Annotated in this window: 3 protein-coding genes; 2 read left to right on the top strand and 1 reads right to left on the bottom strand. The window is 45.3% G+C overall.

Annotation, left to right across the window (positions count from 1 at the left end; all coding sequences use genetic code 11):
• Window positions 1-6 precede the first annotated feature (6 nt).
• Window positions 7-12,543, bottom strand: a complete 12,537-nt coding sequence (locus BMW86_RS09775; protein ID WP_089781310.1) for an Ig-like domain-containing protein — start codon at window positions 12,541-12,543, stop codon at window positions 7-9.
• Window positions 12,544-13,252: 709 nt separating this feature from the next.
• Here BMW86_RS09775 and BMW86_RS09780 point away from each other — a divergent pair.
• Both BMW86_RS09780 and BMW86_RS09785 read left to right on the top strand, forming a co-directional pair.
• Complete coding sequence (locus BMW86_RS09780) at window positions 13,253-15,832, top strand: NACHT domain-containing protein (protein WP_089781312.1); 2,580 nt, start codon at window positions 13,253-13,255, stop codon at window positions 15,830-15,832.
• A gap of 56 nt (window positions 15,833-15,888) precedes the next feature.
• The gene (locus BMW86_RS09785) at window positions 15,889-16,809 is read left to right on the top strand and encodes a transglutaminase-like domain-containing protein (RefSeq protein ID WP_255372894.1); all 921 of its coding nucleotides are present in this window, start codon (window positions 15,889-15,891) and stop codon (window positions 16,807-16,809) included.
• Window position 16,810 lies beyond the last annotated feature (1 nt).

Here is a 16,810-nt window from a genome sequence, read left to right on the forward strand (position 1 = left end):
TTTTTATTAACGGACAATTGTTATCGTGCCCTTCATATTTACAATGGAACCATCCTGGAGCTTAGCACGTAATACATAGATATATACACCTACCGGTTGCAAAGTTCCACTCACTTTACCATCCCATCCTTTACGCTGATCCTTGCTTTCGTATATCAGCTGACCGAACTGGTTGTAGTACCTGATCACAACCTCAGCGATGGTATTACCATAGATGTAGTGTATATCATTGACCCCATCTCCATTTGGCGTGAATACATTAGGTACAAATATTTTGTTACCCTGAGGATTCTTCGCCTTGCCGGTGACTGCAACAGATAATGCACTGGTTTCACAGGTACTACCGCCTAACGCTCTTACCCTGATAGTGACAGACTGGTCCGGAGAAAGTCCTGCTATCGTATGAGAAGTTCCATTGCTGCCTGAACTTGGTGCAGAATAAGTGACACCATCGTCCAGCGTTACTTCGTAAGCCGTTGCTCCTGTTACCGGTGCCCATGAGAACGTTACAGAATTAACTGTGGTAGAATCCACCGTTACTACCGGTGTAGCCAGTACTTCCAGAACATTCACCTGTACCGCAATTCTGTTGGTACTGGTACAACCACCTGTTGCAAATACTTCTACATAATAAGTAGTGCTTGCAGTCAGCGCCGGTGTTGTGAATGTTGAGCCGGTAAATATGGCCGTGCCTCCTATTGCATCTGTATACCAGCGGAAGTTTGCACCTGCAGTAGTAGAAGTGGCGGTAAGCGTAGCTGATTCGCCAGGACATACACCCGCTTCATTGCCGGTTACTGTTGCATCATTGGATGGAGATCCTATGGTTACACTTACAGCTGTACGTGTAATGCTTGAACAACCTGTAGTATTCAGCGCTTCCACATAATACATCTGGTTTGTACTGAGAGCGCCAGTTGTGAAGGATGCCCCGGTAGCTACCAATGTACCACCTGTTGGAGAATCATACCAGCGGTAAGTCAATGTTGCATCCGGATTCTGTACACTCAGGTTAGCAGATCCACCCAGACAAGCTATTACTGATGCATTCGCCACAACAGGTGCTGCTGGTGTGCTATTGACCATTACCTGCACAATAGTGCGGCTCTGGCTCACACAACCGCCGGTGGCTGCTTCTACATAGTAAGTGACATCTGCTGTCAGCGCAGCTGTTGTAAAGTTTGCACCTGTGAATACGGCTGTTCCACCTGTTGCTGTTGTATACCATTTGTAAGAAATCCCTGCCTGCGGACTGGTTACTGAAAGCACGGCAGAGTTGCCGGAACAAACAGTCGTACCAGGGGCCAGCGGTGCATCTATTGAATTCACGATCGTTACAGTTACTCCTTTCCGGGCCTGACTGCTACAACCGGTACTGTTAAGCGCTTCCACATAGAACGTAGTATTTACGCTCAACGGACCCGTTGTGTATTCTGCACCTGTAGATAACAGGTTACCACCGGCTGGTGCATCATACCAGCGATAGGTAAGACTTGCATCCGGATTTAATACATTCAGTGTTGCAGTACCACCTACACATGTTACCTGGTTAGTGGAAACAACTTCCGGTGTTGGTGCCGCTGCATCTACCAGGATACTAGCAGTAGCGCGGGACGCACTTACGCAGGTAGTTCCACTTGCTGCCTGTACATAATAAGTCACATCAGCAGTAACTGCCGTTACATTAAATGTAGTACCGCTGAATACCAGTGTACCGCCTGTTGCCGCATCGAACCACTGGTAAGTAATACCTGCCTGTGGATTTTGTATCGCAAGCGTTACATCTTTACCTGCACATACCCTCACACTGTTTGCTACCAATGTTGGAACATCAGGTGATTGTCCAACTGTTACGGTAGCGCTGGCCCTTGCACTTGTGCTGCCACATTGTGAAAGTGTATTTACTGCTTCTACATAGTAAATAGTAGTGGTAGTTAATAACGGCGTTGTGAATTCAGGACCTGTAAATACAGGTGTTCCTCCAGTCGCTGTTGTGTACCAGTTGTATATAATATCCGTAGTACTGGATGTTACTTTCAGTACGGCACTGCCACCGGTACAGGTGCTTACATTATTTGATTCCAGGGTTGGAACAGGAGCAGCTGTTGCTATCAGCACACTTACTTTTGCCCTTACTGCACTGCTGCAGTTTCCATTACTGGCCTCTACATAGAAATCTGTATCTGCGTTTATTACCGGTGTTGTAAAGCTGCTGCCGCTACCTAATGAGGTACCACCTGTTGCTGTACTATACCAGCGATAAGTAAGTGTAGCATCCGGGTTCTGTACGGAAAGTACAGCTGTGTTACCCTGGCAGACATTTACTGAAGCTGCAGTTACTGCCGGTGTACCTGGTGACACTGCGGCAATCACACTTACTTTCACACGACCACCTGCATTAGCGCAACCATTGCTGTTTACAGCCTGTACGTAGTAGTCAACATCTGCAGTAACATTCTGCACCGTGAAGGTTGCTCCTGAACCGGCCAGTGTACCACCGGTAAGTGCAGTATACCATTGGTAGGTTAATCCTGCCTGCGGACTTTGTACTGAAAGTACAGCATTCTGTCCCATACATACCTGTACGCTGTTACTTACCACTACCGGAGCTACCGGGTTCGGCGATACACTCGCTGTTACCTGTACTCTCGCACTGGTGCTGCCACATTGTGAAAGTGTATTTACTGCTTCTACATAGTAGACAGTAGTTGTTGTTAATGACGGAGTAGTAAATTCTGGTCCGCTGAATACAGGGACACCGCCAGTAGCTACTGTATACCAGTTGTAAGTGATACCTGCTGTTGCAGATGTAATTCTGAATACAGCATTACCTCCGGTACAGATACCTACATTATTTGATTCCAGTGTTGGTACAGGAGCTGGTGTTGTTACCAACACACTTACTCTTGCTCTTACTGCACTGCTGCAGTTTCCATTGCTGGCCTCTACATAGAAATCTGTATCTGCATTTATTACCGGTGTTGTAAAGCTGCTGCCACTACCTAATGAGGTACCACCTGTTGCTGTACTATACCAGCGATAAGTGAGTGTAGCATCCGGGTTCTGTACGGAAAGTACAGCTGTATTACCCTGGCAGACATTTACTGAAACTGCAGTTACAGCCGGTGTACCTGGAGACGCAACAGCAATCACACTTACTTTCACACGACTACCTGCATTAGCGCAACCATTGCTGTTTACAGCCTGTACGTAGTAATCAACATTTCCGGTAACATTCTGCACGGTGATGGTTGCTCCTGAAGCGGCCAGTGTGCCACCCGTAAGCGCAGTATACCATTGGTAGGTCAATCCTGCCTGCGGACTTTGTACTGAAAGTACCGCATTCTGTCCCATACATACCTGTACACTGTTACTTACCACTACCGGAGCCACTGGGTTCAACGATACATTCGCTGTTACCTGTACCCTTGCTGTTGCTGCATTACATTGTGAAGCAGTGTTAGATGATTCCACATAGTAAACAGTAGTAGCGGAGAGCAATGGTGTAACAAATACGGGACCTGTAAATACAGCGGTTCCTCCGGTAAGTGTTGTGTACCATTTATAAGTGATACCTGTTGTATTTGAAGTTACCCTGAATGTAGCAGCAGTACCTTCACAGATGTTCACATTATTCGATTCCAGCGTTGGTGTTGGTGCACCTGATCCAACGGTAACGGTTGCCCTTACCCTGGTACCCAGCGAACATGTACCATTGCTGGTTTCTACGTAGAACGCAGTATCTGCGGTCAACGCATTTGTAATATAAGTAGGACCGGTAAACAGCAGTGTACCACCTGTTGGTGCGCTGTACCATCTGATCTGTATATTCTGTGCAGCAACGGTGGCTGTTAAAGTAGCCTGATTGCCGGAACAGATCGTTGCATTGTTTACTGTTGGAACTACCAGTGAAGGCACTACACTAACAGTAACAGATACACGGTTCGCATTGGCGCAATTATTACTACCGCGAACACTCTGTACATAATAAGTCTTCGTTGCTGTTAATATTGGTGTGGTGAAAGTAGCTCCATCAGCCACCTTGGTACCACCTACCGGAGCATCATACCATTCCAGGTTCGCAACAGAACTGGCGGTTGCATTCAATACAGCGGAAGTACCACTGCATATACTTACATTCCTTACCGCTACTACTGGTGGAGATACCTGTCTTGATGCGTAATAAATATTCAGTTTCACCAGTGCGGAGATGATACCACCTCTCAGGCGAACCTGCACACGGTCGTATGCGGCGCCAGGAACGAATGCTACCGTGAACTTAGAGCCACCGGAAAGTATTTTTAAACTTAAGGCGCCAGTGTTGTTCAGCAGTATCGCATCGTTATTGGCGGTAGCACCGTTAAAGCTGGATACTTCTATTGCACCAAGCAGACTGGCTTCAAGTACCTGTGCAGGTAATTCCATTACTATCCTTACACTGTCGCCTGCAGTAGTTACCTGCGGGAAGATCAGCATTTGCTGAACACTTCCGTTGCCTGCGCTTAACGGTATAGTAAGAGTAGAGAAGTTATCCGTATTCGCATCTATTGTATTGGTCGGATTTTCTATTGTGCAGAGTAAACAGATAGCGGTAGTACTGCTGGCTTGTGCGTTTGCAAAGTCACAATCCGTATTCGGTACTATTGTTACTGTTAAGGCAACTGCTGTACGTGTGCTTGGACAACCACCTGTTGGAGAAACCGCTTCTGCATAGTAAGTAATACTGCTGGTTAAAGCAGGTGTCTGGAATACAGCGCCGGTGAATACCGGGCTGCCTCCTGTTGCTGTCGTATACCAGTTGTAGGTTACCCCTGGAGTAACAGACGAAGCAGTTAATGTAGCGCTCTGTCCGGAAACCACCTGACCATTTACTGGTACAGTTGTTACTGTAGGAGCAGCAGGTACTTCATTCACGGTTACAGTTACCTGCGCTCTGCTACTGCTGGTACAGGTACCCGTTACAGTTTCCACATAATAAGTAGTGGTGGTGTTCAATACCGGTGTATTGAAAGTAGCCCCTGTAAATACAGCTGTGCCACCTGTTGCTACTGTGTACCAACGGAATGTCAGACCAGAAGTAGCAGATGTTGCCACCAGCTGTGTACTGTTGCCTGCGCAGATGCTGGTACCTGCAGGTGTGATCACCGGTACAGGCGGCTGAGTGATTACGTTCGCCGTTACTTTTGTACGGGTAGTATTGCTACAGCCGGAATTATTGGAAGCCTCTACATAATATACTGTAGTAGCGGTTAATGACGGTGTGGTAAATGAAGCGCCTGTAAAAATCGCAGTACCACCTGTGAGTGTGGTATACCAACGATATACTGCACCGGTATCTGCTTTCACATTAAAGGTCGCCGTGCTGCCACTGCAGATCGTCAATGCTGTAGTGTCAAGTGCCGGAGCATCCGGAGCAGGATCTACCACAGCTATTACCGGTACTCTTGTAGGATTAGGACAGGTAAGGCTTGTTTTCAGCGCCTCTACATAGAAGGTAGTATTCGCTATAAGTGCCGGTGTCTGGTAACTATTACCTGTAAAGATGGATGTTCCACCTGTGGCAGTAGTGTACCAGCGGAAGGTAACATTAGACGGCCCACTTGCGGTAAGTGTAGCGCGGCCACCGGAACATACCGTATCGCCTTTCACTACCGGCAAACCTACAAGGCGGCTGGCGTAATTTATATTTACGGAACTAATGGCGGCAGCCAGACCGGAGTTAAGACGTACTACGATCCTGTCGAAGACTCCCTTTGGTTTAAAGCCTACCATTGCCTGCTGATTACCGCTTAGTAAAATCACCTTTATCTCCGGACTATTCAGCGCAACAAAATCATTATTGGAAGTAGCTCCGTTGTAAGACCCTATCTGTATAGTAGACAACAACTGAACTCCCACCAGGGCTGCATCAAAAGATAAACGGATCTGAGTACTGTCATTCAGTTCGCTGACCTGTGGGAAGATCAGTGTCTGTTGTACATATCCACCCAGTAAGCCAAGTACCACACGCAGCGTAGAGCTGGTAGATGTACTGTTATCAACTGCCAGTGCAGGGTTCTCTACAAAACAGCCTAAACATATACCATTTGCGGTATTAGTTTCAGAAGTGGCAGCATCACATGGGATATCATTACCACCAGGTATAACCGTGGCCGTTACAAATACCCTTGCGCTGCTTCTGCAACCGCTGGCATTCACCGCTTCTACAGAATAAGTAGTAGTGGTGATCAATGGCCCTGTATTAAATACGGCCGCATTAAAGATAGAATCGCCTGCAGCATTATACCATACGTAACGGAGGTTTGTGCCTGTTGCACTTGCAGTGAAGAGAGCACCCTGACCACTGCTTACAGATGTACCCAATGGAGTAACTGTAAGTCCGGTTGGTGCAGCGCTCACGGTAACTTTCACACGCGTTCTTGTTACGCTCTTACAACCGTTGTTGTCAGACTCTACATAGAAGGCAGTATCCGCAGTTAATGCATTGGTTGTGTAAGCCGCTGTAGATGCCAGCAGTGTACCACCGGTAGCCGCTGTATACCAGCGGAAGGTAACACCCGCAGGCGCTGTTGCCAGCAACGTTATCTGACTGCCGGTACAAATACTTCTTGAAGCAGCCGTAGGCGCAACCGGAGTAGTACCCACATTTACCGTTACCGGTACTCTTGTAGGATTAGCACAACCGAAGCGGCTGGCTTCCACATAATAAGTAACAGAAGAAGTTAATACCGGAGTAATAAACTGCCCGCCTGTTCCTACAGCAGTTCCACCCACAGCATCTGTATACCAGGCAATGTCTGCTGCATTAGGAGAGGTAGCCGTTAAAGTAGCCGTATTACCACTGCATGTATTTACATTGGTTACGGCAACTGTTGCTCTTGGTATAGTCACCGCAGCGAAGTATACTTTCACACTGGAGAGTGCTGTCAGCACCCCGTTAATACTTACCAGTACACCATTAAAGGTTTTGGTGGTAGGTATTGTTACACGGAACCTGTTACCAGCATTTAACAGTGATAAACGTATCAGTCCATTATTCAGGAATCTGACATCCCCGTTCGCGGTACTATTGTTATATGTTTCTATCCTGATTCCTCCCAGAAGGGTCGCATTCACTAACTGGCCAGGAACTTCCAGGTCGAGGGTGACGCTATCTCCCGCAGGATAAGTATGTGCATATTGTAATAACTGTCCTACATAACCTAACGCACCGACAGTAGAAGTGATAGTAGAAGCAGAGTTCGCATTCTGATCTACAGCCAGTCCTCCATCAGATACACCGCATAACAGGCAAATCCCTGCAATAATAGGGCTTTGCTGCAGTGTAGCATAACTACACGGTGTGGGTTCTGTAGGAAGATTTATATCTACCCTTACCATTGTACGGGTTGCGCTGGTACAGTTATTCGCAGGGTCTTTTACCTCTACATAATAAACTGCGGCAGCTGTAAGTGCTGGTGTTGTATAAGTAGTGGAGTTAGCTTTCAGTACAGTTCCTCCCGCAGGTAAATTGTACCAGTTGTACTGGTATGCAGGGTTAGGATTGGTTACTGTGAAAGTAGCTGTTTGTCCGGAGTTGATAGTTTGTACAGCAGGCGATACTAATGGCTGAGGTAAACCTACTATTACATATACTGCTTTACGCACAGGATTTATACAACCACTGCTGGAAAGAGCTTCTACATAATAGATCGCATTCGTCGTAGGACTTACGGTATAAGTAGCTCCTGTTGCCAGCACACTACCACCTGTTGGCTGGTTATACCAGCGGAAGGAGGTACCCGGACCAGTAGCTTTCATTGCAGCAGATCCACCCAGACACATGTAAACGGTATCTTTTTCTACCGTTGGAGTACCAGCGAATATTTGTGCAGAATATACTTTGAGCGCTGTTAATGCAGTCGCTAATCCATTCAGACGAATGTTCACCCTGTCGAAGCTTGCAGAAGGTGCAAAGGTGAAGAACAGGTCACGGTTACCATTTATCAGTTTCACGTTAGCCAGTTCAGGCGCTAACGTTACTCCATCATTATTAGCAGTGCCTGCATTGGAAGAAGATACCTGGATACCGGATAACACACTCAGGTCTATCAGTCCAACCTGGAAACCCAGCTTGATACGTACGCTATCACCCTTTACTCCCGTAGCAGAGAATATGAGGGATTGCTGTACATAAGAGCCTACACCCAGAACGGTATACATCACAGATGCTGTTTGTGTACTGTTATCCACCGCAGAATCCTGCTTAGCTACATAACAGCCGATACAGATACCGCTGGTAGTCGTTTGCTGACTGGTAGCGCCGCCGCAATCAATATCACTTACAGGAGTCGTAGGTCCGCCATCGCCATTCAGCGTAATGGAAACAGGAGTACGTAAGCTCTTACAACTGGCGTTGCTGGCATTCACCGCCTCTACATAATAAGTGATATTTGCTGTTACCGGCGGAGTAGTAAACTGTGAACCCACAAATACCGGTGTTCCACCTGTTGGTACAGTATACCAGTTATATTTATAAGCCGCATTCGGAGATACAACATTGAAAGTAGGTGTAGCGCTTTGTGCTACAGATGCTGAAGACGGTGTTACATTCACACTTGGTAATCCCACTTTCACCTGTACAGGTGTGCGTGTTTCACTTCCGCAGCTGTCAGTACCCCTTGTTTCTACAAAATAAATAGTGTCTTTCGTAACAACCGGAGTGGTAAATGTGGCACCATACCCAACCGGGGTACCACCAGTATAACTGGAGTACCACCGGTAGTTATAGCCATTGGGGCCAACAGCACTCAAGGTGGCAGATGTACCGCTACATGCGAAGACAGTACCTGCACTTACCTGTGCTATGGGAGTAACTATTTGTGCATAATAAACATTCAATGTGTTTAAAGCTGTTAACAGTGCGTTTACACGAATCTCTACCCTGTCAAATGCTTTGGTGGCAACAAAAGCATAAGCACTTTGCTGTACACCACTCAGTAAACGGATCCCCAGAAACTGTGGGTTCAGCGCGGTCATATCTGCATCTGCAGGACGGGCGCCATTACCTAAACCAACACTGATACCTCCCAATAGGGTGAGTTCCAGCAATCCTGTAGTAGTGCCCAGTCCCAGGCGTATAGTATCACCTGCCTTTCCTGCTTTGGCAAATATCAGGTCCTGGTATACTGTTGAGGCAAGGCCAACTGTACTATTAAGCGAGGATGCTGTTAATGGCAGGTCATCTATTGCATTAGCAGCATTGGTTACTCCGCAGAGTAAACAAATGCCTGTAACACCATTATTCTGCGTTTTCACTCCACTGCAAGACAATGCACCATTACCACTGAGATTATTTACACTCACCGATACACCTGTGCGTTCAAAGCTGATCAGTCCATCAGTAGGAGAAAGCGCTTCTACATAATAAGTTTTATCCTGGTATAATGGCGGCGTAGTAAAGTTGCTGCCGGTATGCACCGGAGCGCCACCTGTTTTTGTTTCATACCAGTTAAATACTGCTCCCGGTATGCTGGGAAGAGTAGCTGCGAAACTAGCCGTCTGACCCGCTGTAATACTCGCAGAAGAAGGAGTAACCATTACAGGTATCATAGCGGCTGCTTCAAACACATATAGTGAATTATTCGCCGCCAACAAGCTGCTGAGATCTATCTGTGCAGCATCAAATGTTTTTGTTACCGGAACCGCGATGCGGAATTTGCTGATACTATCCAGACTTAATAACTGGAAGGTCAGTAACGGGTTATTCAGCAATTGCGCATCATTGTTACTTACATTATTCAGGGAAGTAGTAACCTTGATAGCACCTAATAAGGAGGCGTCTAAAATCGGATTCCCTTTGGTTCCCAGAATGAATATGATACTATCTCCACTGTGATATACACCGGGGAAATTTATTTTTTGTCCTAATGTAGTAGCAACTCCCAAAGGAAGCGACAAAAGGGAAGCGCTGCTGGTATCTCCATCCACCGCAAACTGCGGGTTCTTTACAACACACAATGCGCAGGCAAGTCCACCGGTGATAGGAGATTGTTGAGCTGTTCCATATGTCCATAAAGGACCATTACCACCACCTATAGTAACAGGAACAACTGTACGCAAAAGACTTACCGTACCGGCAGGGTCCTCTGCTTCCACATAATAATTGGTATTACGGATCAGTGCCGGTGTTGTGAAAGCACCGCTGCCGCTGAAAACAGGTGTACCACCGGTCGGGGTAGTATACCAGTGAAATGTGGGATTAGTGATTCTTATAGAAGGCGTTAATGTAATACTGGTGCTGTAAGCTGTCTTAGCCGGATCTGGCAATACCTTTACAGGGATCATGGCAGCCACTTCATATAAGTTAAGGGTGCCCGCTACACCTACTAATCCTCCGAAATCAACCTGTACACCATCAAATGTTTTGGTAGCTGGGATCGTTACTCTATACTTACCAGCGTTATTTAAGCCAGCGCCGAGAAACTTTATATTTACAGGAGCACTGCTTAGTGTTACAGCATCATTGTTTGATACAGCAGGACCTGCAATGCTATTATTGTAAGTAGTCACTTTTACTTTGGGTAATAGTACGGCAGCAAGGTCCTGTGAAGGAGAATCCAGGAACAGTACAATACTGTCGCCTGCCTGGTATACTCCGGGTAACTTCACCAGTTGCCCCACAGTACCAGCTACTCCCAGTGGAACAGTTAATGTAGCTGCTGTGGTAGTGTCACCATCCGCAGCAAGTAAAGGATTACTCACCAGGCAACCCAAACATGCTAAACCACTGGTAATGGGACTTTCCTGATCCTGTCCAAAACTCCAGATAGTACCTGGTCCTCCTGCTACTTTAACAGTAACCGGTGTACGTGTATAGCTGCTCAGGTTATCCCCGGCAGCATATGCTTCTACGTAATAGGTTGTCGTACGGTTCAGTGGTGGCGTTGCAAAAGTACCACTGGTCACTATTGGTGTCCCCCCCTGCGCATCTGTATACCATTTGAAAACAGGTGATGCCACGCGGGCATCTATCGATGCAGTTAATGATACAGAACCACCAGCTGTTGTAGCCGGATTGGCAGGCGTTACTTTTACCGGAATAGATGCCGCAGCTTCATATATGTTTAAGGCGCCAAATGCAGCAAAGGCTGAAGTAAGGCTTACCTGTGCCCTGTCAAAATCTTTGGTAACAGGAATAGTTACACGGAACTTACGGGTAGTACCATTACTAAATCCAAGCAGGTCTACCTGTACATTAGCAGCGCTTAGTGTAATAGCATCATTATTGGCGGTAGCCCCTTTAAACGTTTGTACCTGTATGCCACCCAGTGCACTAACAGATAACGTCTGACCAGGGATTTCCAGGTCCAGTACGATATTATCACCTGCTTTGTAACCACCGGGGAATTCGAGTAATTGTCCTATGGAAGTGAGTGCGCCTACAGGCAATCTAAGCGTGGAAGCAGTTGTTGTATCTGCATCAACTGCATTGCCCGGGTTATCTACATAACACAACAGACAGGCGATACCGCCTGTGATAGGACTTTGCTGCTGATCTGCATAGATCCACAATGGCCCTACACCTCCGCTCACCTGTACAGTAACAGGTGTACGTACGGTACTCGTTAAACCATCTGTAGGAGAAGTTGCTTCTACATAATAAGTGGTACTGCGTTTTAAAGCAGGCGTGGTGAAACTACCGGTAGATGAAACGGGAGCTCCGCCTGTAGCAGTAGTATACCAACGGAAAGTCGCATCAGGGATGCGACTGATAGCAGATGAAAAGGTGACCGTTCCTCCTGATGTAACGGAAGGCGCTGCAGGACTAACAGTTACCGGTATGAATGCAGTAGCCTCATACACGAGTAATGAACCAAATCCTGCAACGATTGCAGAAAGGTTCACCTGTACTTCATCAAAGTTTTTAGTAACAGGGATCGTTACCCTGAATTTCGGCGTACTGCCGGCACCAAACCCCAGCAGGTCAAAACGGGCAATACCATTATCAAGAGTAATGGCATCATTGTTTGCTACACCAGCATTAAAAGTAGTTACAGATATAGCAGAAAGCAATTGCCCGGACAATACCTGATCGGGAATTTCCAGGTCCAGAGCTATACGATCACCAGCAAGGTAACTGCCGGGAAATTTTAATTTCAGCCCTACTCCGCCAACGGCGCCTACAGGTAATACCAATGTGGCAGCAGTATTCACATTGCCGTCAATAGCATTTGCAGGGTTTTCTACAGCACAAAGGGCGCATGCAACGCCAAAAGTAACAACACTCTGACTGCCGGCATAGCTCCATAAGGGGCCGGCTGCTGTAATATGTCTGTCTGCAGCCATCCAGTCATTTCTCTGTATGGGTGCGTTGGGATGTACTTTCAGATATTCATTTAACCAGGTTATTACTTCACTGTTGTTGTTTTGGGCAACAAGCAGGGAAGCAGGCAACTTTTTTGCGTAAGTAACCCTGACGGGTAACCCAACCAGCCAGATTAATGAGATAATAGTAAAGATAAAAGCTCTTAACGGGCTTTTAGGAGTAGCGTTAAAATGCATAGCAATCAATTGGTTCGGGTTATAAAGCGTGTATGTTTAATAGTTCGTTTCTCACAATCATTCTCTAGAGAACTGATACTCTATACACTGGCAGGTTGGTTATGAAGCTTGGGATTATGAAGCAGATCGGATACAGGTAAAAGTCAAGAACACAAGGCTGCTATCCTTTTTGTTAAATATATGTTAGAGTTTGAGCCACGAATGTAGGCTCACGCAGTCGTAAAGTGATGAGCCATTTTGTTCAATGTTGAACACCCATCCATTTTATTCAAAAATGAATAATGCAGTTCTTTTTGTTCATTACTGATTATTGGCAACGAAATTGATAGCAGGAGCTTTAGGGGGCTAATAATTGAGTTTATTATTCCGTTTCATCCTAAAATGGGAAGATTTATATAAAATTTCTTATTTTTTTCTGATAATATATGATATTCAAGTATCTGGCACACTTAAAATCGTCTTAAATATCTAGTTAGCAGTACTAATTAAATTTTATAAATTAATATTTGATAGAAATATCTCCTCATTTCTCTGAAAATTATCATTCAGCCCACGTTAATAATCAAAGATTATTATATTCAGTTCATTCAAATATGTCTTGTTCATTTTATTCATTTTGAGTCTGGCAAATCTGAACTGAAAACAGCGTCGTAAGTTTACCAATGATACCAAAGTCCATTCAATCCTTAAAATCCATTATTGTCCCCATATGATAGATCTGTCCTATGACTTTATCATAACGTTACAGAAAGAAGTACTGCGCAAATTCGGAGCTGATTCCATCATACCGGGAGACTGCAAGCACCTTTCTCAATCCATACTGGATGAAACCACTAAACTGGTGAGCGAGACCACTCTTAAAAGAGTGTTCGGCTTTGCTACGACCGTACATAGCTTCTCACGTTATACATTAAATACCTTATCTCAATATTGCAGTTATAAAGATTGGGATGATTTCCAGTCCAGACACTTTCATCAATTACAACTTGATACCGAAGGCTCCGCACCTGAAATAGATGATAGCAAATGGACAGAGCTGATGAACAAAGCAACAGCTGTTTCACACTATACGATTCTTACTCTCAAGAACCGTTCAGGAATTCCCTTTGCATCCACAGTTCCAAGATCACATTGCTTTTCACACATTGAACGCTTCCTGGGAAGTGATTATGCTGCTACTGCATTTATCGCACCCTCAGGCTGGGGCAAGTCTATTACACTTGTACACCTGGCAGAACATTTCTGGTTCAGCAAAGAAGCTAAATACAAACAGGACGTCTGCTGGTTCATTCATGCACATGCTGCCGGTAGCCTGCTGCTCAGAGGCTTTTCACTGGCTTCCTGGCTGGATAATCAGCTAAATCTGGGGAATGGTGAAAACTTCCGCGAATACTTTGCAGCACACTTTGACGCGAAAGGAGGACGATTGATCCTGATCATAGACGGCTTTGATGAACTATCTCTCTCAGGAGATAAGATGAAACTACTCTATACCAAACTGGAAGAATTCGTATACTCAAACGACCGCTTCCCATGGGTAAAAGTGATCCTTTCTATCCGTAGTAATACCTGGTCGGAAATTTTCCAGCACTCCTTACAATATCCTGCATTCCGCCGCTACTGGTATCTTGGCCCTGAGATGGATGAAGAAACCAATATCAATCTACCCTGTTTAACAGAACAGGAAGTAAAGGCCGTATTATATAACCACCGGCTGGATCCCGCTACTGTTCGCACTTTCAGTGAAAGCTTCCTTCAGAAACTCCGTTACCCATACTATCTGCAGCTATTCTGTCAGATGAATATAGGCCCGGAACAAACCTTTGTGGATGAGAACCTGAGCCTCTTCGAAATGGTATCCAGGTTTGTACAAAGCAGGGTATTCAATTCCCAGAGCAATACCTTTAAGATAACAATCATAGAGAAATTGCTGCTATTGCTGGACTTTGGAAAGGCCGGTCAGTATACAGAGAAACAATTACTGCTGAATAAAAATGCAGACCTATTTCCCGCATACAAAGAACTGCTGACAGATAATATCCTGGTAGAGGAAAACCTGAGCCAGGAAATCATGTTCCATGTAAAAGTGCGCTTCGCGCATAACGTACTACTGGAATATTTCACCGCCATGCATTTCATTCAGGAATCAAAAATGGTGGTGGATACAATGATGCTGCAACATGTGCAGGAACAACTTCCGGCATCTTCCTACCGGGTAGGCGTCTTCAAATGGCTGCTCCGCTATGCCATCAATAATGATCAGACGGGCAGTATCCACAACATGTTTTACCTACCCCTCACCAACATGGAGAAATCGTACCTGCTGGAATATCTGGCAGTGTACTATCAACATGAAGGAGATAAACAGGTAATGCTGAAATCCATTTTCCCGCAGGGGTATTTCCGAAAACATCCTCTACACAGATTCCTCAACGATAATTTTGTACACTTCAGTAAAAAGAAGGTACTCAATGCACTGCTGGACCTTGCCGAATTACCTGAAGACAAAATAAAAATCCGAAGTATTCTCTTCATCATGTCTTTACTACAACTGGATGCAGAACAATGTGAACAGGAATTGAACAGTATCAAAAGACTGATGAGTCATGAACAGATGGAAGATGACCTCTGGGTTACACCACACGAACTCTACCTGTTCATCTATGAATACATGAAGTTCGGCCTGGTCAATGAACTCATCAAAGACAAGATCTATAACTACCCGCGATATCTTAACGGTACTACCCGCCAACCCCCTTCCGTCTCAATGGAAATGGTATTACGACTAATGGGGTTTGCATTTGTGCTAAAGCATGACTACACCCATATGCTCAACTATACCAAACGCGTTTTTGAATGTTATCCGCTGCTGGTATATCAGAAAACAGATCCCCTGCGTCTGTCACTTCTTTGCTGGCAAGCCTATGCGCATATGGGTATGGGTAATTTTGCGGCAGCGTCCAAAATTGTCAGACATGCCGAATACCTCATCAGAAAATATTCCTTCGACTTCCTGAACGGACGCCACCTCGAAGTATTACAGAAACTAATCCAGGCACATATTTACTTCCATGAAAATGAATTAAACAAGGCCATCCGTACAGCAGAAGCTGCCATAGATATTTCCCAGAAAATGGACTTCAAATTATTCATCCTCATGGGATATCAGCTACTTAGCAAGATATACCCTCAACTACGACTGGATAAACCACAAAACCAATCACAACAACAGATTATACTTATTAATAAAAGCACCTCTTTCAGACAGGTCAATAAATTGTGGGCGTAAAAAAAGAGAGAACCCGATAATCTCGTCTTTTCTTTATCTGGCATAATTTTGCGTTATTGCATACCATAATGGCCATAGATGAAAGCAAATACACCACTTTACAGCATTTTCTGCTCAACCTCCTGAGCTTGTTGACAATCATTCCGCTGGCCCCCTACATGAACAGGTATATACCGCCAATTGTAGCCGGGGGATTGCATGTGGACATGTTTGTAGCTGTATTACTCGCTTTCTTTTTTACCCGTTTATTATCCTGGATATTCAAACCCCTTATCATTCCGGCATTTGTACTGGTATGTAGTATATTATGTTTCAACTATTTCACCGACAACTACTCTTTCGATAATGTCTTAAATGATTATAAAGGCATGGTACAGGGTAACTGGGGAGCCAAGAACAGTAAACAGCTGGACATCCTCAGCCTCTATCCTCATCGTGTGGAGAGTTACCGCGATAAAACGGTAAGGGGTATCCGTGATAAAGTGAACTATAAAGATTCCCTGGTACGCAATTTCTCTGTAGCCCATTCCCTGACCGACTTTGATGAATACTTCCCGAAATATGGCAAGGTATCCCGTTACCTGGCCCTGTTCCATTATATTAACAGGAATTTCAAATATGTGCCGGATACCCGTCGTGACGAGTATTTTGCCACTCCGCAGGAAACCATTCAAAATGGGCTTGGGGGCGATTGTGATGATCATTCTATCCTGATGGCCTCCTGCCTGCAGGCCATTGGAGCCCGTTGCCGTATAGTACTCATCCAGGGTCATGCATACCCGGAGCTTTATTGCGGCAACAGAGAAGATTTTGAAGTAATAAAGCAGGCTATCGTAACTTTATTTCCCCAGCCACCCGTAAAAGAGATCCATTACCACGAAATGAAAGGAGAGTACTGGATCAATCTTGATTATACCGCACGTCATCCTGGCGGTCCATATATGAATGATAAGGTCTATTCATTAATTGAATTATGAG

Origin of the sequence: Chitinophaga sp. YR573 (assembly GCF_900110995.1) — a bacterium.
GTDB lineage: Bacteria > Bacteroidota > Bacteroidia > Chitinophagales > Chitinophagaceae > Chitinophaga.